At 54.9% G+C, this 23323-nt stretch carries 14 protein-coding genes; 7 read left to right on the forward strand and 7 right to left on the reverse strand.

What is annotated here, in order from left to right:
- Positions 1–62: 62 nt before the first annotated feature.
- On the reverse strand, positions 63–1070 hold the full coding sequence (locus AC2FFH_RS10430) for a TAXI family TRAP transporter solute-binding subunit (protein WP_113788396.1): 1008 nt from the start codon (positions 1068–1070) through the stop codon (positions 63–65).
- Between the two features lie 129 nt (positions 1071–1199).
- On the opposite strand from AC2FFH_RS10430, the gene AC2FFH_RS10435 reads away from it, so the two are divergent.
- Both AC2FFH_RS10435 and AC2FFH_RS10440 read left to right on the forward strand, forming a co-directional pair.
- On the forward strand, positions 1200–2168 hold the full coding sequence (locus tag AC2FFH_RS10435; RefSeq protein ID WP_496724624.1) for a LysR family transcriptional regulator: 969 nt from the start codon (positions 1200–1202) through the stop codon (positions 2166–2168).
- A gap of 241 nt (positions 2169–2409) precedes the next feature.
- Complete coding sequence (locus AC2FFH_RS10440) at positions 2410–4062, forward strand: NAD-dependent malic enzyme (RefSeq protein WP_496766503.1); 1653 nt, start codon at positions 2410–2412, stop codon at positions 4060–4062.
- 99 nt (positions 4063–4161) lie between these two features.
- Here the strand turns inward: AC2FFH_RS10440 and AC2FFH_RS10445 are convergent, their stop codons facing one another.
- On the reverse strand, positions 4162–5349 hold the full coding sequence (locus AC2FFH_RS10445) for a YbfB/YjiJ family MFS transporter (RefSeq protein ID WP_496766505.1): 1188 nt from the start codon (positions 5347–5349) through the stop codon (positions 4162–4164).
- A gap of 216 nt (positions 5350–5565) precedes the next feature.
- Positions 5566–7125 carry a class I adenylate-forming enzyme family protein gene (locus AC2FFH_RS10450; protein WP_496844371.1) on the reverse strand — a complete coding sequence of 520 codons (1560 nt, stop codon included), beginning with the start codon at positions 7123–7125 and terminating at the stop codon, positions 5566–5568.
- Positions 7126–7559: 434 nt separating this feature from the next.
- Between AC2FFH_RS10450 and AC2FFH_RS10455 the strand changes: the two genes are divergently transcribed.
- Together AC2FFH_RS10455 and AC2FFH_RS10460 are read left to right on the forward strand one after the other, a co-directional pair.
- Positions 7560–9251: a thiamine pyrophosphate-binding protein gene (locus AC2FFH_RS10455; protein WP_496844372.1), complete on the forward strand. Its 1692-nt coding sequence runs from the start codon at positions 7560–7562 to the stop codon at positions 9249–9251.
- Positions 9252–10165: 914 nt separating this feature from the next.
- Positions 10166–10417 carry an SH3 domain-containing protein gene (locus AC2FFH_RS10460; protein ID WP_496725206.1) on the forward strand — a complete coding sequence of 84 codons (252 nt, stop codon included), beginning with the start codon at positions 10166–10168 and terminating at the stop codon, positions 10415–10417.
- Positions 10418–11131: 714 nt separating this feature from the next.
- On the opposite strand, the gene AC2FFH_RS10465 is transcribed toward AC2FFH_RS10460, so the two are convergent.
- On the reverse strand, positions 11132–13504 hold the full coding sequence (locus AC2FFH_RS10465) for a thiamine pyrophosphate-binding protein (protein WP_496844373.1): 2373 nt from the start codon (positions 13502–13504) through the stop codon (positions 11132–11134).
- Positions 13505–13518: 14 nt separating this feature from the next.
- Entirely contained in the window at positions 13519–14718 is a 1200-nt protein-coding gene (locus AC2FFH_RS10470) for a methionine gamma-lyase (RefSeq protein WP_496836341.1), read from the reverse strand.
- A gap of 115 nt (positions 14719–14833) precedes the next feature.
- Between AC2FFH_RS10470 and AC2FFH_RS10475 the strand changes: the two genes are divergently transcribed.
- Positions 14834–15289 (forward strand): Lrp/AsnC family transcriptional regulator, encoded by a 456-nt coding sequence (locus tag AC2FFH_RS10475; RefSeq protein ID WP_496836478.1) that lies wholly within the window; start codon positions 14834–14836, stop codon positions 15287–15289.
- A gap of 156 nt (positions 15290–15445) precedes the next feature.
- Positions 15446–16378: a BRCT domain-containing protein gene (locus tag AC2FFH_RS10480; protein WP_496844374.1), complete on the forward strand. Its 933-nt coding sequence runs from the start codon at positions 15446–15448 to the stop codon at positions 16376–16378.
- Positions 16379–16442: 64 nt separating this feature from the next.
- Here the strand turns inward: AC2FFH_RS10480 and AC2FFH_RS10485 are convergent, their stop codons facing one another.
- The gene (locus tag AC2FFH_RS10485) at positions 16443–16763 is read right to left on the reverse strand and encodes a hypothetical protein (protein ID WP_496836344.1); all 321 of its coding nucleotides are present in this window, start codon (positions 16761–16763) and stop codon (positions 16443–16445) included.
- Between the two features lie 784 nt (positions 16764–17547).
- Between AC2FFH_RS10485 and AC2FFH_RS10490 the strand changes: the two genes are divergently transcribed.
- Entirely contained in the window at positions 17548–17949 is a 402-nt protein-coding gene (locus AC2FFH_RS10490; RefSeq protein WP_496836348.1) for an XRE family transcriptional regulator, read from the forward strand.
- A gap of 239 nt (positions 17950–18188) precedes the next feature.
- On the opposite strand, the gene AC2FFH_RS10495 is transcribed toward AC2FFH_RS10490, so the two are convergent.
- Positions 18189–23288 carry a RecQ family ATP-dependent DNA helicase gene (locus AC2FFH_RS10495; protein ID WP_496836349.1) on the reverse strand — a complete coding sequence of 1700 codons (5100 nt, stop codon included), beginning with the start codon at positions 23286–23288 and terminating at the stop codon, positions 18189–18191.
- Positions 23289–23323: the final 35 nt, after the last annotated feature.

A 23323-nucleotide genomic window follows, 5' to 3' on the forward strand; every position in this document is an offset into this window, starting at 1 on the left:
GTATTTCGAGTGTGCGGTGCCCCGACTAAGGGCACCGGACGATGAGTTAAGTTGAGATCAGGTTACTGAAGAAGCCCGGCTTCTTTGTAGAACTTCTCAGCACCCGGATGCAGCGGAACGCCCAGTGCTTCGACACCATCCAGAGCGGTATCAGGGGTGATCTGCTTGCCCTTGGCATGACCGTTATCCAGCAGCTTGCGGGTGTTGTCGTTCCACATCGCCTTGGTCAGCTCATAGACCAGGTCGTCAGACAGGTCCGACGACACAACCAGCATCGCGCTGACCGCAGGGGTCTTGGTTTCGCCGTCGATGCCTTCATAAACGCCACCTGGAATGGCAGAAGGGATATAGGCTGGAATGATCTCGTTGATCTTGCCCAGATCTTCGTCGGAGAAAGAGTGCAGGTTCATACCTTTGGTCGAAGATAGCTGCACCATCGCAGCAACCGGCCAGCCTGCGGCATAGAAATAGGCGTCAAGCTGACCATCGGCCAGACGTTCGGCACTCTGACTGTTGTTCAGCTCGGCCTCATCCATGTTGTCACGGTTGACACCCCAAGCATCCAGCATCTGCAAAACGGCTACCTGCGTGCCGGAACCAGCCTGAGCAATACCAACACGCTTGCCTTCCAGGTCACTCAGATCGTTAATCGTCGAGCCGGCCGGAAGCACCAGATGCAGGTCTTCTGGGAACAGATTGGCTACGATGCGCAGTTTGGGATGGGGTTTGCCTTCGAACTTACCTTCACCCAAATACATCGAACGGGTGACGTCGGCTGCAGCCAGCCCGGCCTCAAGTTCTCCGTTCTGCACAGCGGCATTGTTGAAGACCGAAGCGGTGGTGGATTGCGCGATCGCGATCAGGCCCGGAACACCGCACTGACCGCCTTCTTCACACGGGCGCGATCCCGGAGGGGCGGAGATTCCGTTTGCGATGGTGCCACCGATGGGGAAATAGGTTCCGCCAGCGCCACCAGTGCCAATACGGAAGAACGTTGGGTCCTGCGCCAGCGCGGGTGCTGCCAGCGCGCCCGCCAATGCAAGACCAGTCAAGCATTTCACAAATTTCATTATCATCTCCCTTGTTGGAATTTCGGTTTTGGTTTTCCCAAACTTCGATCCTGCAAGCGTAGAGGCAAACTGCATAAATACAAATTTGTTATATTTAACTAAACTAAAGTTTTGCTTATATATAAGAATATGAACCTAACTCAGCTAACCGTATTTCGTGAGGTGATGGAGACCGGATCCATCTCTCAAACCGCCAAGAAACTAAATCGCACGCAGCCTGCGATTAGCCTAGCGTTGAAAAACCTTGAAAAGACATTGGGCCTGACGTTGTTCGAACGTAAGGGAAGAAGATTGGTGCCAGTCCCCGAGGCGCACTATCTCTTAGCCGAAACTACGGGTATTTTGGACCGCTTGGCGACAATCTCCAGCACGATGGAAGGACTTATCAAAGGGCATGCCGGAAGCTTGAATATTGCAACGATGCCGGGTCCATCTGCCTTTTTGTTCCCACGTTTCATAAGCCAATCAGTTGGTGAAAACCCCGATATTCGCATCACGCTTTCGACACGCAGTTCACCGCAGATTATGGAGCTTGCGGGGACGCAAAATATCGACTTCGGCTTTGCTGACTTCGAGCATTCAGCCGGCAAAGAACCCCAGTATTCCGCTGAACTTATCCGGGCTGATTGCTTCTGTGCTATTGACTGTGAACATCCTCTTGCGTCGCGCAAGATCCTGAAACTATCGGATCTTGACGGAACGCCAATGGGCGGCCTGCATCCTTCACACCCGTTCCAACGGAAAGTCCGGCAGGAGTTTGAGGACGTTGCCGCCGAGTACAATCAGACTGTTACCTGCCAGTATTTTCTACCTCTTATCCCCTTTGTCAGTTCGGGGCAGTGTTGCAGCATCGTTGACCCGCTAACTGTTGCGACCGAAAAAGAGCTTAATCTATCCAATGGAAAGCTTGTGTTTTTACCTTTCGAGAAACCATTAAGATATGAATACGCTCTCCTCGAACCCGACCACAGGCCACCGTCCCAATTGGCAATACAGATCAAAGCAGGTTGGAAAGCCGAAGTGTTGAGGAAGTTGGAAGCGGTGATGGCAAACCCTCGCGCCACATCGATTGAAGGCACGCGAGGCGAGCAAAGTTGAAGTTTTTTAGCTGGCGTACCCTAAATTCAGCGAGATCGACGGGCGGCTTTGACCAATATGCAGTAACGCGACGAATGGTGGCTCTGGGCCGCGAATTACTCGGGCACGCGATCGCGCGCGAGTGTTTTGGCCCAATGCGGGAAAGTTCCAGTCGCAAGTTCGTTGCATTTTTTGTCGTATAATGCTGACCTTACCGGACAGATGCGTGCAACCTGTGCATGCCGATCCGAAAGGGCATCCAATGGCCGATACTGATCCTGCAAATTTGCACTATGTGACAAACCCGCTGCTGAACAAAGGTACTGCCTTTTCTCTACACGAACGAGAAAAACTTGGATTGCTGGGTCTTCTTCCGCCACACATCGAAACGCTCGAAACCCAGGTTGACCGTGTCTATGCCGCCTTTGAACGTGAGGAGACGCCGCTGGATAAGCATGTTTATCTGCGCGGCCTACAGGATGACAACGAGGTTCTGTTTTACGCTCTATTGGTGCGGCATCTAACCGAGATGATGCCGATAATTTACACACCCGTTGTGGGTGACGCCTGCAAGAGGTTCAGTGAGATCTACGATCACCCACGCGGATTGATCATTTCGTACCCCGAGCGTGACCGGATTGATGACATACTTGAGAACGCCGTCCTGCCCTCTGTCGAGGCCATAGTCGTCACCGATGGAGAGCGGATTTTGGGTTTGGGCGATCAAGGCGCGGGCGGCATGGGAATTCCGATCGGAAAGCTCTCACTTTATACCGCTGCGGGCGGAATAAGCCCGTCTGTAACGCTTCCGGTGGTACTGGACGTCGGCACCAACAATCAGGAACGGCTGGAAGATCCCCTCTATATCGGCTGGCGGCATGAGCGCGTCAGCGGGGATGAATACTTCGAATTCGTCGATCTTTTTGTGCAGGCGGTAAAGCGCAAGTGGCCGAATGTGTTGCTGCAGTTCGAGGATTTCGCGCAGCAACACGCGGCACCTCTGCTTGCGCGGTATCGTGATCAACTCTGTACATTCAATGATGATATTCAAGGCACCGCTGCGGTGACGGCGGGCACTTTGCTGGCTGCCTCAGATGTCACCGGTATTCCGCTAAAGGACGCTACCATCGCGTTTCTTGGAGCGGGATCAGCAGGAGTGGGTATCGCCGAGCAACTGGTTCAACTCATGATCCGCCAAGGATTACCCGAGAGCGAGGCACGCGCGCGCATCTACATGGTGGACCGGAATGGGTTGTTAACCGATGCGATGACGGACCTTCTGCCGTTCCAAACGCAAATTGTCCAACCTCTCACCAAAGTGGGGAGCTGGTCCGATGGTGAAATTTCACTGCTGGATGTGATTAACAACGCCGAACCCAACATATTGGTGGGTGTCAGCGGTCAGGCAGGCTTGTTCTCTGAAGAGATCATTCGGGCGATGGCAGCTCACACTGATCATCCTGTTGTATTGCCGCTGTCAAACCCGACATCGCGAATTGAGGCTGTGCCTGCGGATATTATCCGCTGGTCAAATGGTCATGCCCTGGTCGCCACCGGAAGCCCATTTGATCCTGTTGTCTACAACGGTAAGACGCACCATGTGGCGCAATGCAATAACTCCTACATTTTCCCCGGCATGGGGTTGGGCGTGCTGGCGGCAGGAGCGCGTCGCGTCACCGACGGAATGTTCATGGCCGCCGCCGAGGCGCTCGCCACGCTGTCACCTGCGAAGTCCGATCGCGCAGCCAGCTTGCTGCCCGATATGGGGGACATTCGCGAGGTCAGCAAAGCAATCGCATTTGCCGTTGGGCAACAGGCGCAGTTGGATGGGGTTGCGCCTAAATCCACAGGGGACGATTTGAAAGCGGCGATAGATGCGAAGTTCTGGACTCCGCACTATGAGGAGATTGCCTAAAGCAGATCAGGCTGGAGTGACCGGAAGGTTTCTCATTGCGCATCCAGAGCCCACGGCGTCCAAGTAGGGAATGAACCAGCATGGTTCTGAATACGGCGGCTACGCCGCCTCCCGCCTGAGTGGCTTTTGCATCGCAGCACAAAGGGCACCCATCAGCAGGACCGCAGAGGCCACGACAAGGCTATCTCCAATTTCTCCGGTCAAGTCGCCAATGATACCAGCCCCGATAGGTCCCAGCGTCTGTGAAATGGCGAAAACGACTGTGAAAAAGCTAACGGTTGCGCCCCAATCCTGCTGATCCACATTCTGACGGACAAAGCTGGTGACAGCAGTGGGTGGCATAAAGACCGACAGTCCGAACACGAGTGCCGACAAAATCAATCCATATCCGGATGGAACCAGGATTGGCAGGGCTGATCCAAATGCAACCCCGGTAAGGATCAGCGCCAACGGCGTTCCGGATGAAAAGCGGGCCAAGACCCCGCGCCAAACAAAAGGAGACGCCATAATACTGACCCCAAGAACCATCCATGTTGCCGTAGTCAACAGGACACTGGAATGCTGCTCTTTCATCCAGACAGAGATGAAAGTGACGTAGACAATGTAACCCAATCCGAACAGCGCATACCCCCCGAGTTGGCCAAGCATTTTGCGCACCGGTGGGATGGAAGGAAGCGCGGTGTCGTGTTCGGTTTCGTTCAATTTTGTGGAAGCCCAAACCGAAAATGGGCAAATGACTAGGGCCACCAACCCGACCCCGATCCACGCCCAGTCCCAATTTTGTGGTCCGAATACGTCCAACATACTCGGAAGGGTTGCGCCGCATAACGCGATACCAAATCCGCCGCCACCGCCAAAGTATAAGGCGATGGCCAGCGCATTCTTTCGGGCGCTGCTCTGGAACAGCGATGCTGCCAGCACGCCGCCTGACACAAAGGAAAGAGCGCCAAACAGTCCCACCAAAGTACGACAGGCAGTTTGAAACACGAGGCTTTCATCAAACCCGGTCGTCAAAAGGCACAGTGCGGTCGCCACAGTTCCACTTGCAAACAACCGCGACGGAGAAAAATGCCGGATCAGCAAAAGCGTTAAAATCGAACCCACTATGTAGCCAATCGAATTGGCCGTATTGAGCCAACCGGATTGAGTGAGGCTCCAGCCAAGGCTACTTTTCATGGATGGCAGGATTAGTCCGTATGCAAAGCGACCAAATGCGTTGGATATGCTGACCCCAAGCGCAAGGCCCAGCAATATGAGCCACGGGTTGGTAGGTTTTGCGGTGGCCATGAACATTCTTCCAGGTTGAACGGTCACCGTGCCCCAATGCGCTTGGTCGTGCAATCCTACCTGATCGGCCCCAGCGCATTGCAGCTCTGCTTGGAAAATTTGAGATTGTACTATTTTGATGTGAGTTGAAGGGTTGCTTCCGGTCGATCTGTCTGCAGTGTTTGCGTACGTCATATGTACAAGCCGTCGGCCAATGGGATCCAACCGCCAAAGGCTTCACAGAACGTGCGCAGCACCGCTTTCTTTCGCTGCCATCCGTTTCAACGCCATTCGGTCCAATTTGCCTCCCATGGTCAACGGCAATGCATTAACTATCCGAACCACATCCGGCGCCTTGTATCCGATCTGTTTCCGCGCGAAGTCGATAATATCTCCGGGGCGTACCGGTTTCGCCCCTTCGACCAAGCTCACAAATCCCCATACATCTTCACCGTGCATCTCGTCTCGCACCCCAACCACAACCGCCGCTGCAATGGCGGGGTGCGCTGTCAGGACATCTTCCACCTCTGCCGGGCTGATGTTCGAGCCGTCATGCACGATGATCTGTTTTTGCCGCCCCCGGAACCAGAAATAGTCATCCTCATCCCGTCGCATCAAATCGCCTGTATCGAGCCAGCCATCCCGAAACGCTGCCGCTGTCGCACCCGGGTCGTCCCAATACCCCGTCATCATAGTCAGGCTCTTGACCCAGTGCCTGCCGTCCACTCCCACTGGCACCTCCACCCCAGCCTCATCACGAAGCGCCGAAACATACCCTGGATTGTTCAATCCAATGGAACCGACTTTCTCAACTCCTCCATGGGTGTTCGAATGTGACGTCCCCATTTCCGTCATCCCATAAAACGCCCCGATCGGCACACCCGCCAACGCGCCAAAGGCGTCGACCAGTGTCTGCGAGGGTTTGTCGCCACCTGCCATCATCGTTCTTAATGAACCAAAGTCTTCGCGCACTGCACCGTGCCCCGTTACCAATGCAGCCAAAGGCGCGGGCAATATCTGCGCCACTGTCGGCTTTGTCTGTCGCAGGAGCCCCAGGAGTTCGTCGGGCGAAAACTGCCGCACTACGTTCGTTCTGGCACCGGCCCAAAGCCCTGCGAACGTCAGCCGCAACCCGGCAGTATGGGAAATCCACGACTCCGGAAGCACCACATCCCCGGGTCCCAGCCCCAATCCTTGAGCATTGCTTGCCACCATAGCCCCCATGCTGGCATGGCTATGCGTCACGCCCTTCGGCTTGCCCGTGGTCCCGGAAGTAAAAAATATAAACGCTGGCGCGTCCGCCCCAATCGTCGGCAGTGTCCCCTCAGCCTTACCATCCATCAGGTCCTTCAAGGCGAGTGCCCCGTCCACTTCGCCTGCACAGGATATCAACCTCAAAGGAAGTCGCCCTATGCCTGGTACTGCGGCTACATCCTTGGCGCGTTCGCCATGCACCAACAGCGCCGCCGGCGTCGCCAACCCCAGCGCATGGTCGATATCCGCGGCCGTGTAGCGATAGTTCAGCGGCATCGCCACCAAACCGGCCCGCATGCAGGCCAGATAATGGATCACCAACACCGCCCGGTTCGGCATAATCGAAGCTATTCGGTCCCCCGGATTAAGCCCCAGGCTCAGATACCGAAGCGCCAGCCGCGTACAGGCGGTATCCAGCTCCTGCCAGGTCAAAGCCCCGTCCAAAGCGTAAAGCGCAATCGCCTTGGGGTCCGCCGACAATCCCCGGCGAAAAAGGTTCGCCAAATCCGCAGGAGCGGCCAGCGGCGGCCCGGTTACCGGCATGCTTTTCTCTCCAAATCAACCCGCTTCCGAAGGGCCACCAACTTTCCTCAGTGGACACTCAACGAGCGGAAACCAACCTCTCAATCGGTTGGTCGGTGGATCGAGCATACTGCATTGTTTTCCACTTCCTATAGGGAGCGGCAGGAACGCCTGCAGAACGCGAATTTGCCCAATCCGTGGTTCGAGTTGCCACCAAAGCCCCCTCAGGCTCAGATTCCTTTCTGTTGATTTGATCGCGCAATGTCATTGGGCAGGTTGGCCGCGCAGACCGATAGTAGAGCCTTTGCGCAAACAGCAGCCACTAATCTAATACAGATTTCCGCTTCCAACACCTCTGTGACAGAGCCAAGCGCAACTCTCTTGGTTTTGCGAATCCGGCTTTCGTGAATAGGATGTGCCCAGATCTTCTTGATAAATTGTATTGGAGCAATGGTATGGCAACAGAGCGCTGGACTGTCGGATCATATCTGGCGAAGAGACTGCAAGAAGCTGGAATGGCGGATTATTTTGTGGTTCCCGGCGATTACAATTTGGTGCTGCTGGATGAGCTGCTTGGCAATCGGGATCTGCGAATGATCAGTTGCTGTAACGAGCTCAACGCAGGCTACGCCGCGGACGGGTATGCCCGCGCAACCGGGGGGCCGTCAGCGGCCGTCGTCACTTATTCGGTCGGAGGGTTGAGCCTTTTAAATGCCGTCGCAGGCGCCTATGCCGAAGATCTTCCATTGATCGCGATTTCCGGTGGGCCGAACACAAATTCAGAAGCCGAGTGGGAATACCTGCACCACACGCTTGGCGAAGTTGATTACGATTACCAGCGCGAGATATTCGCCCGCGTCACTGCAGAGGCTGTCACGATTCATCATCCGTCCCTTGCGCCTGTAGCAATCGACAGGGCGATAGACACCGCAATGCTTCGACGCAAACCGGTCTATATCGAAATCGCCTCGAACATTGCGGGTGCACCTACGTCCGCGCCCGTTCCGCGTAGTTTCGCCAGGCAGTCCAGCAGTGATCCGAACACATTAGCGACTGCGGTCGCACAAGTTTCTGAATTCCTGAATGCGGCAGAGCGGCCAGTACTTGTCGCCGGAAGCAAAGTGCGCGCGGGTCAGGCCGAACGCCCCTTGCGAAGCCTTGCCGCGGCCTGCGAATACGCCCAGGCATCAATGCCCAACGCTAAGAGTTTTCTGTCTGAGACAAACGAAAGTTTCATTGGGATTTATTGGGGGCCAGTCAGCACACCGGGCTGTGGGGAAATTGTCGATGCCGCGGACGGGCTGCTGTTTGTTGGGCCTGTTTTCACGGATTACACCACGACGGGTCATCAGCTTGGTTTTGATCCCGGCAAAGCGGTTATGGTGCATCCGACGTCCATACAGCTGGATGACACACATTTCAGCAATGTCCGCATGGATGAGTTTCTGGATGCGTTGACTGACAAACTTACGCCGAACAGCGGTGCTGTCGCGGCCTTCGAACGTGTCAGAACCGAACAAATCCCGCCCAAGCCTGGTGATGCCGAAACACCGGTGACGGTTCGCCAACTATTCGCCCGTGTGCAGAAGATGCTGGATGAGGACAGCACGTTACTCGTGGAGACGGGTGATTCATGGTTCAACGGCATTGAGACCAAACTGCCCGAAGGCACGCGGTTCGAGATACAAATGCAGTATGGATCCATTGGCTGGTCTGTCGGTGCGTCGCTGGGATACGCGTTAGGCAACAGGAAGCGCCGGTTGATCTCATGCATTGGCGACGGTTCGTTCCAACTGACCGCCCAAGAGATTTCGACCATGATCCGGTATGACGCAAAGCCGGTTATTTTCCTCATCAACAACGGCGGCTACACGATCGAAGTTGAAATCCACGATGGCCCTTATAACACCATCAAGAATTGGGACTACGCCAGTTTGATTGACGTGTTTGGCGCCGGAGAGGGTAACGCCTGGGGATGCAAGGTGAAAACAGAAGGCGAGTTGGACTTGGCCATCAAAACAGCATTGGACCATGATGGTCTTTGCCTGATCGAGGTTCTGATTGATCGGGACGATTGCAACGTCAACCTGTTGCGGTGGGGCAATCAGGTCGCGCGAAACAACGGTCGGCCAAATCGATGCAAATAGAGAGTTACTCGGGACAAACCGGGCTGTCGGTTGATTGACAAAGTCTGGCGGGCGCAATCCAATCCACAGCGATTATTCCGCCGAACATAGGGGATTAGTTTGCTGAATGGGGCGATGCTCGTCTGGTTTCTTGTAACTAGCGTCAGCGTGGGTTCTGTCATTTGGGATTCGATCAGCAACGGCGTAACAAGTTGGGTACAGCGAACAGCATGGATACTCGTAACGTTATACACCGGTCTGGTCGGCTTGTTTTTCGACTTGCATGTCGTCGTTCATTCCCGGCAGGTCACGACCAGTAGCCGATGACGGGTCTAACGGCCTGGAACGCCGGGTTGCTCTGAGCCGAGAAACAATCAGCTGCCGGGAACGAGAGTGATCGTACGGCCGATAACGAACCGTCTTTTCCCGAATTGCCGCCAACTTGGGTTTTCTGATCGGAAAAGCTGTTGGAGATAACCATGATCTTTCCCAAGCTCAATAACGAAAGGTTCACTCCCGAGACTGGTCTGTGGATTGCCATTCAAGTGCCGAATACCCACGTACAATAGAACGTGGACGCGGTTCTGGTGGAAAACGCTCTCAGCTACGGTGACTAGGATGGCGTCACCTTCCGGACCCCGATGGTGTCTAACAATTCAGATCATTGGGATGAGGTCACAACGCTGCAACTGCAGGATGCAGTCGAAGTGCCTTGCGCTGGAGGAGCATCGACAAACCAAACATCCGTTTGCCTTTGCGAAGCGCTATTTCGGGCTGACCACACTTTGGATGCCGAACGGCGTCTAAAGTAATTGCTGGGAATTGTTCCGCTTGTCGATCCGGTTCGCTAAGATGGTGCCCGAGGCAACAAGCAGGAAAACCCGATGCGTAACACAATCTTCTTCCCCTTGGCGGCATTTGTTCTAGGGATTTTTATGACCACTGAGACTGCAACAGCGGCCTCACTTGGACGATACGAGGTTTTTGCGGTCGAAGAGGGTGACATGCTGAAAATGCGTGCTGGGCCGGGGACAGGCTATATCGTTATCGTTGGGCTTCCAAATGGAACCGCTCTGCGGGTTCACAGTTGCGAACAAACTGGCGGCACGCGTTGGTGCCGAGTGTCGCTTGATCGCGCACGTCAACTTAAGGGATATGTGTCTTGGGCCTATTTGCGAAAATTGTGATGTGACGATTCCAAGAGCCGCAGTTTATGTAGCGCTATGAAAGGTCCGAAAAAACTATCTTTGCTTTTTGGCTATCCGGCGACTGTTTTTCCTGGCCGCCGTAAGTAACTCAGTTGCTGGATCAGTCGCGACCCTGCCGAAAATATTTGCCTAAAAGGAATTATTGAGTACGACGCGTATAAACCTGTTTACCAGAGCCGCTTTGAAGACTCCGATTTGGTCCGCTGAACGTGAGTTTGCCAGTTTAAGATTTTCCATGCGTCGCGAATGGCCGGATTGGTCGGCCCCACAGCAGCAATTGTCAGGTAGTCGAAGATCCGGGCAGAGCCGATTTTTCAGAACGAGAGCTGGAACTTGCAAAAAAATCAGACCACCAGAGGTAACTTTAGTTGGCGAAACGGTAAGTTAACTGGTCAAAAGGCCAATTATCCCTGCATTTGACGCCTTGTTTTATTGGTCGGAGTGAGAGGATTCGAACCTCCGACCCCTGCCTCCCGAAGGCGAGTTCCCGGGGTGGAAATAAACAAAATAAGGGCCTTGAATGCCAACCATTGCACTTCAGTGGCAGATAGCGCTGCGATAACGTTGCGGTTTCATTGCGAGCAAACCCGGCCTCTGTCGTATGTTGGCAAGCTCTTGTTTTTCAGTAGGTCATCCAGCACCTTATGCTCAGTGCTAGTTTGGTCTCTGCATTATTGCCCAACTCCAATCCACTTATACACGGTGAAGAGTTTTGCCATGGGTCAGGCCATTCACTTTCTCCAGGATAGCGTCTGCGTCAATGCAGTGGTGGCGATACAGATCGCCGATTGTTCCGGTCTGACCAAAATGCTCGACGCCCATGGAGATTGTCTGATGTCCAAGCACTGCCCCGAGCCAGGATAGAGTAGCAGGATGACCATCGATAACGGTGACAAGCTTGCAGTGTGGCGGAAGGTCGGACATCAGGGTTTCGATGTGAGAGCGCGCCGCTAGGTTGCCGCGAGAACGTGCTCGTTGAGCGGCCGTCCATCCGGCATTCAGGCGATCTGCGGACGTCACGGCCAATACCCCTATGTCGCGACGGCCTTCACCAATCATACCGGCAGCCTTGATTGCCTCCGGCGCGACTGCTCCTTGATAGGCGACTACAACTTCGCAATTGGGTCCGGGTTTTCGCAACCAATAGGCCCCATCAATGGCACCTTGGCGGAACTCTTGGTCGACACGTTTTCCGGGCTGTTCAATCGGGTTGGTGGTCAGGCGCATATAGACGGAGCCTCCGGTTTCATCGCGCAGCCATGTGCGCTCATCGGGCTGCCCTTCACCATCGCGCTGTAGGTAGTCGAAGGCCCATTCCATAATCACCGCTAGCTCGTCGGCAAAGGCGGGTTCAAAAGCGGCCAACCCGTCTTGGCTCATCCCGATGAGCGGTGTTCCAACGGACTGGTGTGCTCCACCTTCGGGTGCGAGAGTGACGCCCGATGGTGTGCCAACAAGCAAGAAGCGCGCGTCCTGATAGCAGGCGTAGTTTAGCGCATCGAGGCCGCGACTGACGAATGGATCGTAGACGGTGCCAATTGGGATCAGCCGCTTACCGAACAGCGAATGCGACAGACCCGCCGCTCCAAGAAGCAACATGAGGTTCATTTCGGCGATACCAAGCTCGATATGCTGCCCTTCCGGCGTGAATTCCCATTTCGCCGTCGAAGGGATCCGGTGTTCTATGAAGGCGTCGGCTTGCTCCGATCGGGCGAACAGTTTGCGCCGGTTCACCCAAGGACCAAGGCTTGTCGTGCCTGTCACATCCGGAGAGGTTGTCACTATGCGTTCAGCCAATGGGCTGTCGCCTTTTGATAGATCGTCTAGGATCTTGCCAAACGCCATCTGTGTCGAGATTTCGCGACTGGTGTCGATCTCGATGGTCGGAACATGCAGCTTGTCATCGAAATAGCGGCGCGGACCTTTGGCAAAGAACGGGGTGCTGGCCAGAAAATCCTCGAGCGCGTCTGGGTCTTGCACCTTCACAAGCGGCTCCCATTCTTTGCCTTCTGGCACACCCATATGCGATTGCCACGCGGCGAACTGGCTATTGTTCATCAGCCCGCCGTGGTTGTCCTTGTGGCCTGCAATGGGGGTGCCCCATCCTTTGACTGTGTAGGCCAGGAAACATGTTGGGCGATCATGATCGATGTCGGCAAATGTTTGGGCCATGGTCTCGACGCAGTTGCCGCCGAGGTTCTCCATAAGGGCTGCGAGGTCTGCATCCGTGCGCCGTTCGATCAGAGCGGTCACATCCCCCTGATCCCCCAGATCGTCCATGAGGCGGTGTCGCCAATTCGCACCACCCATGAAAGTCAACGCCGAGTAGTCCTGGTTGGGGCAAGCGTCGATCCAATCACGCAGGCGGTCTCCGCCGGGCTCGTCGAAGGCAGCGCGTTGCAAGACGCCATATTTCACGCGAACGACATCCCAGCTGAAAGCATCGAAGATTTTCTCGATCCGTTCAAACAGTCCTTCCCGGACGATACCGTCCAGCGACTGTCGGTTGTAATCAATGATCCACCACGTGTTTCGTAGGTCGTTTTTCCAGCCTTCCTGCAACGCCTCATAGACGTTGCCTTCGTCCAGTTCGGCATCGCCAACAAGTGCCACCATACGCCCCATCGGGGCGTCTGAACCCCAGCTTTTGGCCTTGATGTAGTCCTGAATGATCGAGGCAAACGAGGTGATCGCGACACCTAAACCTACAGACCCGGTCGAGAAATCAACATCGTCAATGTCCTTCGTCCTGCTGGGATAACTTTGCACACCCCCAAACCCGCGGAAGTTCTCCATCTTTTCGCGGGTCTGATTACCCATGAGATACTGCATCGCATGAAACACCGGCGACGCATGGGGTTTGACTGCAACCCGGTCCTCAGGGCGTAAGGCCGAGAAGTAGAGCGCGGTCATGATCGACACCATCGAAGCAGACGAAGCCTGATGGCCACCGATCTTGATCCCATCCACCTTTGGTCGGACATGGTTGGCATGGTGGATCATCCAATGAGACAACCACAGCAGGCGCTGTTCGACGATCTTCAGTTGGGTGGGATCAATGTGCATAGTGGTCTCCGGGTTCAGGCGGCGCTGCGAGCAGAGTAGGGAAAAGCCTGCTCTAGGTCTGCAAGGATATCTTCGACATCCTCTAGCCCGACAGACAGACGGATCAGGCCATCGCTTATCCCATGCTCGGCCCGCTCTTCTGGGGTATACGTCGAATGAGTCATGGAGGCTGGGTGTTGGATCAGTGTTTCTGTGTCGCCCAACGACACCGCACGCTGGATCATATTCAGACGGTTCATGAATTCAATCCCACCAGACAGGCCGGACTTGACCTCAAACGCTATCATCGCGCCAGGTTGAGACATCTGGCGTTGCGCGACATCATGCTGGGCGAAACTCTCAAGACCTGGGAAATAAACCTCGCCCACGGCAGGATGTGTTTCGAGGAAGGCCGCGACGACCTTGGCAGACGCGCAGTGACGATCCAGACGCAGGTTTAGTGTTTTCAGGCCACGCAGGATCAGCATCGCGTTGAAAGGGGCCATTACCGCGCCGGTCATGTCCTTCATCCCGACAAGTCGGATCTCAGCAATTTGTTCGGCGGTTCCTACAACCAGACCAGCGACTACATCGCCATGTCCCCCGAGATATTTGGTAGCGGAGTGTAGAACGATATCTGCGCCGTGCTCGATCGGGCGGGTCAGATACGGGCTGGCATAAGTGTTATCGACGACGACCGTTGCACCGACCGAATGCGCAATTGCGGCGCTTGCGGCGATGTCCACCAAGCGCATGTTCGGATTGGCCGGAGTTTCGAAATAGACAACGCGGGTTTTGTCAGAAACGGCCGCTTTCAGGTTCTCAGGGTCTGTCATGTCCACATGCGTGATCGTAACCCCCCATTTCGCCAAACCGTGACGCATGAAGGCGAAGGTGCAGCCATAGAGTGTTTTGTCCACAATAACTTCGTCACCTGGCGACAGCAGGGTCCAGAGCACTGCCGTGATCGCCCCCATGCCGCTTGAGAGAGCTAGACCGGCCTCGGCCCCCTCAAGCACGGCAATGCGTTGCTCAAGAAGGTCGCATGTAGGGTTTGAAATCCGGCTGTAGATATGACCATCACGCTCGCCGGCGAACATCTCTCCACCAGCCTCTGCGGTTTCAAAGGTAAACGTGGACGTCAAATGCAGCGGCGGTGTCAGCGCTCCTTCATTTTCCAGAGGCTTATAAGCGTGGTGAATGGCGCGGGTGGCAAATCCGGTTGGACGAGTCATTAGAAGCTCCTGAATCATGCTGAAGCTAGTTTGCGCCTTTACTTTGGGCTATTGGTTGCGAAATATGCCAACATATGTAGCTATGTTGGCATATTCTGCTAAGCAAGAGGGTGAAATGGACGCTAAGGACAGGCAGATCATTCGAGCGCTGCAGCGGGACGGGCGCATGACGAATCAGGATCTTGCCGACGAGGTGAACTTGTCGCCATCACCGTGTTTGCGCCGGGTCAAAAACCTAGAAGCCAACGGAGTGATAAAGGGATACAGCGCCGAAGTTGACGCTGCCGCGTATGGGATGGCTATTACCGTCTTCGTGCGCATTAGGTTGGAGCGACACAACGAAACGGACGTTCTGAACTTCGAGAAACGCGTTCGGATGATCGATGAAGTTCTTGAATGCCATGTTCTTACCGGTGCAATGGACTACCAGTTGCGGGTTTTGGTTTCGGATCTCGAGGCCTACGAGGAATTTATTCGTCACCGAATTCATCCGATCGGTGGGATAGCCTCAATCGATACTAGCTTTGTCTATGGAACAGTAAAAAAGACAGCTGTTTTTCCGCCCGGATAGAATGATCGGTTCAGAATGAGTTGTTCCCAACTGGCTAAACATTTGTCGTGTCCGGAAGTCGTGTTGGGATGAGTCTCCTGCACTCAACCTGAAATCATCTTTGCCTTTGCTTGCTTCGCGCTCCTATATTCGAAGCATAGAAAAACCGGTGTAAAAATGAAAATTTCTGACAAAGCAATACTCAACATTCACGAACGCGAACTCGAAGAACGCTACAACGCCTTCAACAAATCTGCCAATACCCGGAAACGGGTCGTTTATTGGATTGGCTTTCTCGACGGTGCCCTGTCTTCGCACCGTATCGAGGAGGGTGAAGAAGACGCCCTCCTGGCAGAAGCAGGAAAGTTTGCTGAGTTTTTCAACGACCCGGATGCCTCCGATCTGGCGGAAGACATTCGGGCGAAGTGCTTCACGTCTGCAGAAGACTTGATGGGGCAGCTGAAGCAGGTGATCGAGGACAAACGGGCGGAGCTCGGCTCAGGTTCAACTTCCGTTGAAACCGACGAAATTAACGAATTTCTTGGGTTTTGCGCTGGAATCATCTGCGACGGCAAGGTTATTGAAGCCGAAGTCCGCGCCATTCTCCGGCGCTTCAAATCTTCACCCATCCTGATGAACGCAGGTCCATTCTCAACCCTGAAAGCAGCGGTTGAAACGGCGATGGACGATGACATCCTGACGGACGATGAGGCTGAGGAAATCCAGGAGTGGATTGCCCAACTGGTGGGAGATGGCTTTATCGACACTGGTATCCCGAACATTGGGACAGTTGCAAAGCTGGATGAGCCGATTACAGATCCGAGCGAAATCGCACTTGAGGGATCAGTATTCGTCCTGACTGGCCCAATGCGAATGGGACCGAGGTCTTTCATCATTTCCGAGATCGAAAGCGCCGGCGGAACCTGTGCGCCCCGAACTACGAAGAAAACTGACTATGTCGTGATCTCCGCAACAGCATCACGACACTGGCGCACCACTCACTTCGGCACAAAAATCGAGCGTGCCCGAGAATTGATTGAGGAAGGACAGAAACTTCGCTTTGTATCCGAGGTTGCCCTGGAAAAGGCGATCAAGGCCGCCAAGACTTGACTCAGAGGCTGGCAAACGCAGCTGTGTGATTGGTTCCCGTTGTTCGGGCGATGAACCAATCCATTTATCCCGACAGATACTTTGACGCCGTCCCTTTGAACTGCCGGATGAAGTCCTCGTATTTCGAATGAAGGGAATTGATGTTCTGGATGTGGTGTGAAGCGGTTGCCTTGGCGCCACCGACCACGAAATGTTCCAACTCTTTCACCCCGGTGACATTTCCATACGCGCGCAGAGCATCGCTGCACAGAACGGCATCGGATGGAATTACGGGATCCAGAACCTTCTGGATTGTCAAATTGGCCCGGTCCGCGATCCTCTGGGCCCCACTGCGATCAACAACCGTCAGGATCGGCAATTGCCATTGGCTGAGGCCCCTCTGCATCTTCACGCCCAGCTTGTTGTATTCATACCAGCGCAGACGCGGAGGTTTCGGGTTGTTGTCTGGGTCTCGCTTGTATCTTACCCATTCACGGGAACCCTTCCGGGACTCCTTCTTTTAGGTTTCATCCACTTCGACGATGCCGGAAAAATGATCGTCGGATGAATCACTTAGACCCTGCATGATGATCAGGCGCCAGCACCAGATTGTGTGCTTGTCCAAGCTGAGACGATTGGCCAACTGCCTAATTGAAGAAGGTGTCCGCGTTCCCAGCATATCCCGGATAACTTCGAGAAACAGATCTGGCCGATGAATGTGCCTGATCCTGGAAGTTTTCCCGCCGCAGAAGGTCTTCTTGCAACCCGGACAGCGGTAGCGTTGAACCTTGGTTCGAGTTCGGCCCCATTTCTGGCGTCGGTCATCGCCGCAATGCGGACACTTGTGTTCTTGTTCTGTTCGTTATTCAATCTCAGCCAGGGCTTCGGTTTTTCTCCGAACATCCCTAATCTTTGTTCTGGCGTCCTCGACCTGCGCCGGGTTCAAGTCATGAACCTGGTCGAGGAATTGCCGAAAGTCGTGTGCCTGCACGATCCGCTCCGCCGTTTTTTAGGAGCTATATTGGCCAATTGTGAAGATCCGAAGGCCACTCGGAAATTTTCCCAACACGATTTGCGGACACGACAAAACAATTTAGCTGACTTATTTATTCCCGCCTCAAATTCCCATTGTCAGCATCGCTATAGAGAAGACATGCAGCATGTGCTGCGTCACTTTTGAGAAGATTGCGATGATCAAGAAACCACACGAAAAAACAAGGTTGGCAAAATACGTCGAGCGCAGGGTGCTCGAATTGAAACCGACCAAGAGCCAGGCTGAGATTGCCGCCCTGGCCGGCTATGTGAACCAGAACATGATCACGATGATCAAACAGGGTAGCTCCAAAGTGGCGCTCGATCGCGTCCCGGCGCTGGCGGTTGCGCTTGAGGCGGACCCTGCTTTCGTGATGCAGCTCGCTCTGGAGCAAGCAATTGGTCGGACGGCCGCTGAAGCAGTCGTGGAGGTATTCGGGGAGCCCGTCACGGCAAATGAAGTTGGCTGGCTGCAAGCGATCCGTGAGGCTTCCAATAATACCGATCCAAGGCTGACGAGCAGGTCCCTGGCTGCGATCAACGCAATCTTCCGGAAATAAAAACCATGTGTGAAAAGAATGACGATTTGACTCCTAATGAACGCGCCTGGCTGCGCTTCCTGCGCGATGTTAGCAATGAAAGTGATCCCGGCATTACTTTGCGCCAAGTGCAGTTACTTCGGCGTCTATGCAGGCCTCAGGCGGCTCGATGAAAATGCGTAGCATTACTGTGGTGGGGATGGTTGAAGTGCTGGGCTTCGTCGGATCCCTCTGGAAACAAAAAAATTGTAAGTGATGTCCTAGTTGACGGACACGAAAACGAGCTCTGGCAAAACCACCTCCCATGCATCGCGGCGGAGAGTGTGCTGGAAGGCTTCACCTGAGTCTTCCTTCCGCCATGTAAGGATAGCGGCGACTTCACCCCGATCAAACCTGGTATTTGGCGGTGGTGCGAAGGATTTGGACATCCGGCTCAGCACTTGCCCTTTTTCATTGTGTAGCAACCAGCGGTCGCCGTCCTTTACCAATAACACTGCATCACCGACGCGTGCCTCATTAACAGCACTCAGAGAGGAGTGGCCTGGATTCAGGCGTCCAGCATAGGAAAGATCAACCATCCGCGCCTCAGCCGCTTGAAAAAAGCGACGGGGACCAGGCAACGCGTTCATGTCAGGCGTCACGCTACGGGTCAGAACTGAAGGTGCACCTGTTGGCAGGTATTCATGGTTGTCGTTGCTCATTACTACAAGGCTGCGGCGGGCACGCGTCATAGCGACATAGAACAGTCTACGGGGTGCGTCCTGATCTTCGGACCGCGAGGGCCGCTCCCACCCGCCATCGAGAATAACCACATCGTCAAATTCCAGACCTTTTGCGCGGTGGGCCGTCAGCAGTTTTAGCCCTCTTTGTTCATCCCAGCTATCACGGGACCATTCCGCGAACCATTCGACAATGTCTGGGACGGGCAGGCTGCGCGACCCAACCTCGCGTGCCAGTAGGCCTAATCCTTCGCCAATACGATCGGTCCAGCGCGAATGCGAGAGTGTGTTCAGCACTTCGGTCAACTGTTTGATCGAGTAAAGCTTTGAGGGTGTCTCGCGTAGGGCTTTGACAAACGTCTGCATCTCGCGCATCCGCCATAGGCTAGGCATGTTCTCGTTAGCCATTTCAACCGGTATTCCGAGGTTTTCGGCGAAATCGCGCACTGGTATCAGCTTTCGCCAATCGCGCGAGATAATCGCGGCGCGTGACCATGTCCAATCGGGGTCGAGACGAGAGAGGCGGATCAACTCGTCTAGTGCGGCCATAGCCTGCTCTTCATTACCAGCGGGGCACTCAAGGATCTGCACACGGCCCTGAGCTACTGGATCCAATTTGGCCAGAGATCCACCGGCGTCAGCCTTCGTCCGGGCCTGATCTACGGCAATATCATGGCCAAGTTTCATACGCGCGGCGGCCCCTGCGATCACGGCGTTGGCGGTGGCGACGATATGACCGGTAGAGCGGTAGTTCTCGGTTAAGAAAACCGGTTTTGCGGCGTAGTCCTGTTCAAACTGGCGGATGTAGCGGATCGATGCACCGGAGAAGGCATAAATATTCTGGTCGTCATCACCCACGGCAAAGAGACTGAGTCGCAGATCGGGATCGTCCAGAGTTCTTCCTGCCACAGCAGCGATCAGCGCGTATTCATCTGGACCGATATCCTGATATTCATCCACTAAAATCCAGCGATACCCCTGTATCAGTGTTTCACGTAGCGCTTCGGCCTCTTGCTTGCTTAGACCGTCACCCCGAAGCAGTGCCGCAGCCTTTTGCAATAGACCTTTGAAATCGGGGATGTCGGCTGTTTGAATGCCCGCGAAACTAGCTCCGACCAGGCGCATAGCCAGTGAATGCACCGTTGAGACGGTTACTAAGGTTGAGTCATCTCCAACTAACCGGCGAAGGCGTTCACGTATTTCAGCGGCTGCGTGACGGTTGTAGGCCAGCACGAGGATACCGCGGGGATCCTCGCGTTTGATGCGCAGCAGATAAGCGATGCGATGAACCAGGACTCGTGTTTTGCCCGAGCCTGGTCCTGCCAGCACAAGGACGTTGGTTTGTTCCCGGTTGTCACGCACAATTTTTTGCTGCACCGGATTGCCCAGGTTTTCGACAATTGCCTTATAGGTGGCGCCAGTGGCCTGACGCCGGAATTCGGTCCCGCGCCCCGGCATCCATCGGCGCATGAAGGCGTCTTGCTCCAGCACGAAATAGTCGTCGGACAAGCGCTGCGCTGTCTCAATGTTTTCCAGTCCTTTTTCCGCGTAGGCTGCCATCACATGGGTTTGGATGGTTTGTTCGTCATAGTGTTCCTCGAGTGGTGCGAAATGCTGGACGGTGAAACCACCTCCTTTGGAGCCAAGATGCACCGTTATGGCAGGGCGAAAGATGGACAGTCCGCGTCCCAGCGTAACCACCTGCTGTTCATGCATCCACAAAAGTGATCGGTCCATTAAGCGGTTTGGGTCTTTGATACTGGTGCGCAAAAGCGTGTCGCCGGTAATCGTGGACAGCATCGCTCCCAGAGTGGTCTCGACCTGAATGTCCTTGCCGTGTGTGCCTTTCGGCACGAGGGTCAGAAGATGCGCCAGTAGGCGTTGTGCGCCCTGATGGCGCAACTCGGCGGTTTGAGCGACAAAGCGCCAAGACTGTTGAAGTCGCACAAGGATGCTACCGCGCACTGATTTACGCAGAGAAAGGTTGCCACGCCCTCCCTCCGTATCACGTCCATCCTGTGCCATACCGCGCAGAAGGGTCTCCACCAGATACGGACGCACCTCGCCATGGCCGCGCTGTTGCAACTCCTGACAGGCAATGGAAAGGTTGAACGGAATCGGTTCAGCCTGATCGGCATCTGGGGCCATTTCGCGCATCACGGCGATTAGGTCTTCTTCTAGTCGCGCTGCCCGATCCAGCCGAGCTTGCGATGCGTCGGTCACGCCATAGTGCACAAAAATGGTTATATTGGTGTCGTCGCTGGCAATTCCAATCGCCTCCAGATCGGTCAGCGCCTTGCGCAACTCAGCGGAGGAGAGCCCGCTAGTTCCTGCTAATTCGTCGGTGGAAACACCTTCTCCCACTGGTGTGTTTACGATATGGCGCACTATCGCCAGCAGTTGCTTGCGCCGAGCGCCCGTGATGTCTGCCTTATCCAACAAGGTGGCGGCGGTATCCACATCGCGCACGAGTAGGGAGGCGGGGAAGACCTGCACGCTGTTTTCTTCACGCCGCAACAGACTCGCTTCCTCCAGCCAAGCAACGGCGGTCTTTACGCGCGTGTCTTCAGTGTTGTTGTCACGCTGGAATTCAAAGTCTTTTTCTTCTCTCACGATCTCGCCCGGAGTGGCGACGATCTTACCTTCGTCTCGAGTGCGCACATCCAATCGACGTAGCGCTTTAAGGATGGCACCTATTTCATGCCGCGCAAGGCGGGAACGGGCCGAAAGGCTGAATTGGCGTTCAACATCCTCGGTGTTGAACAATAACACGCAGCTAGCGGGGTCGCGGTCGCGTCCCGCGCGTCCTGCCTCTTGTAAGTAGTTCTCCAACGAGCCTGGCACGTCGCCGTGGACTACTAGGCGGATGTCAGGTTTGTCGATGCCCATGCCAAAAGCGTTGGTTGCAGCAATCACGCGCAATTCGCCGGTCCGGAATTGTTCTTGGATCTCGTGCTTTTCTTCGGGAGGTAGGCCAGCGTGGAAACGTTCGGCGCTGACACCCTGTTGTTTCAGGAATTCGGCCACGCGTTCTGTCGCACCTCGGGTCGCGCAATAGACCACGGCTCCGGAGACGCCAGAGGCGGGCAAGCCCTGCTCGATCGCGTTCAGAATATCTGCGAGTTTCGTCGTGCGCTGGGTTTCACGCACCGAAAAAGAAAGGTTCGTGCGCGACGCACCACCGTCCAGCAGGATCAGATCCTGATCCAGTCGTGTTTTGAAATGCTCTCTTATATCGCGCACTACCTCGGGTTTGGCAGTGGCGGTAAGGCAAAGTATCGGAGCGGGGGCGTCGCCGGAGTTTTCTTTGATGAACCGGCTGACGTAGCGGTAGTCGGGCCTGAAATCATGGCCCCATTTTGAGATGCAATGTGCTTCGTCTAGCACCCAAAGGCCAATTTCGCGTTGTGCCAGAGCGCTGCGAACTGACTTGTTGCGAAGCTGTTCGGGTGAAATCATCAAGATCGCAGCATCACCCATGCGCACTTTGTCCAGAGCGTCGTGCCGTTCAGGCAGCGACAGAAGGCCGTTGATCGTGACGGCGGAAGATATACCGGCTCTCGCCAGGCCCTGCACCTGATCGGCCATGAGTGCGACTAGCGGTGAGATAACGACGGTTAGCGCACCGGTCTTGTCGAACCGTGAAAGGGCTGGAATCTGATAGCAGACTGACTTGCCAGTTCCGGTTGGAAGGATGCCCAGAACGCTTTTGCCTGCCATCGCCTCAGCTACAATGCGTTCCTGCAAGGGTTGACCGAATTCGTCCACGGGTTCGGGTCTGAAGGACGGAAAGCCGAACCAGCGATCTAGCGCCCTTTTAGGATCGTTGTGTTCGACACACCATTGGCAAGAGTCATCGTTACAAGCAGCCTCTCGCAAGTGACGCACAATCAGAGAAGCTTCGCGGAATTGCATGCGAACCCAGGGAGGCATGACGCTGTCGCCGCCAGCAACAGAAATCCACGACAAGGCATAGGCCAAAGGCCAGGCAAGGTTCGGGTTTTCCATCCGGCTAAGAGTCTGTTCGAGCCGATGCAAGCAGACTTGTCCAGCCAAAAGGTGGCGAACGGCGTCAAAAGCTTCTTGTTTATTGGGTCTGCTAGTGCCTCGCACAGCAGTAAAAAGAGCGTCAAACCCTCCGCTGCGTGGGGGGCGTGTGGCAAGGAAATGATAGGCTGTCAGCGCATCTGGGGTCGTGGTGTTTAGCTTGGCGAACGCCTCGATCTGGTTTTGCAGAACCTCGAAGACCAGACGTGCATCCTTTTCGGGATCGTTGACATGACCCGTTTGCAACCGTCCGTCTTGATAGTGTTTGACTAAATGGTGATAGGGGTTGCGCGGGAAGGCCAAAGGATTGAGCCAGAGTGTGTCGACTGGTGCCTCTGCCAAGGCGGCAAAGCGGGGCGCAGCAGCGACCAGGTGGGGCAGGTCGTGGTGCAAGATGTTGTGGCCGATGACACTGTCGAAACCTTTACAATATGTGTCGAGTTGCGACAGTGCTGAGGCGGAGCTGCTTTTTTCGACGAGGGCTGGTCGGGAGTCATCGTTCGTTGTGGCAGCCAATGCGAATATCCGAGCGGATTTAGGATCCACTTCCAGGTCAATCGATACACAGCGCTCAAGAAAGCGCGAAATGTCCACCTGACCGTTCGTTATCATTGCTCGCCAAATTTTCT

The organism is Ruegeria sp. YTSC003, from assembly GCF_059609785.1.

Excerpts from the sequence above, each read along its gene's own strand:
- AC2FFH_RS10430 (WP_113788396.1), bottom strand. The coding sequence starts at position 1,070 with ATGAAATTTGTGAAATGCTTGACTGGTCTTGCATTGGCGGGCGCGCTG.
- AC2FFH_RS10460 (WP_496725206.1), top strand. The coding sequence starts at position 10,166 with ATGACCACTGAGACTGCAACAGCGGCCTCACTTGGACGATACGAGGTT.
- AC2FFH_RS10435 (WP_496724624.1), top strand. The coding sequence starts at position 1,200 with ATGAACCTAACTCAGCTAACCGTATTTCGTGAGGTGATGGAGACCGGA.
- AC2FFH_RS10485 (WP_496836344.1), bottom strand. The coding sequence starts at position 16,763 with ATGCAGAGGGGCCTCAGCCAATGGCAATTGCCGATCCTGACGGTTGTT.
- AC2FFH_RS10440 (WP_496766503.1), top strand. The coding sequence starts at position 2,410 with ATGGCCGATACTGATCCTGCAAATTTGCACTATGTGACAAACCCGCTG.
- AC2FFH_RS10445 (WP_496766505.1), bottom strand. The coding sequence starts at position 5,349 with ATGGCCACCGCAAAACCTACCAACCCGTGGCTCATATTGCTGGGCCTT.
- AC2FFH_RS10465 (WP_496844373.1), bottom strand. The coding sequence starts at position 13,504 with ATGCACATTGATCCCACCCAACTGAAGATCGTCGAACAGCGCCTGCTG.
- AC2FFH_RS10480 (WP_496844374.1), top strand. The coding sequence starts at position 15,446 with ATGAAAATTTCTGACAAAGCAATACTCAACATTCACGAACGCGAACTC.
- AC2FFH_RS10450 (WP_496844371.1), bottom strand. The coding sequence starts at position 7,125 with ATGCCGGTAACCGGGCCGCCGCTGGCCGCTCCTGCGGATTTGGCGAAC.
- AC2FFH_RS10475 (WP_496836478.1), top strand. The coding sequence starts at position 14,834 with ATGGACGCTAAGGACAGGCAGATCATTCGAGCGCTGCAGCGGGACGGG.
- AC2FFH_RS10455 (WP_496844372.1), top strand. The coding sequence starts at position 7,560 with ATGGCAACAGAGCGCTGGACTGTCGGATCATATCTGGCGAAGAGACTG.
- AC2FFH_RS10470 (WP_496836341.1), bottom strand. The coding sequence starts at position 14,718 with ATGACTCGTCCAACCGGATTTGCCACCCGCGCCATTCACCACGCTTAT.
- AC2FFH_RS10490 (WP_496836348.1), top strand. The coding sequence starts at position 17,548 with ATGATCAAGAAACCACACGAAAAAACAAGGTTGGCAAAATACGTCGAG.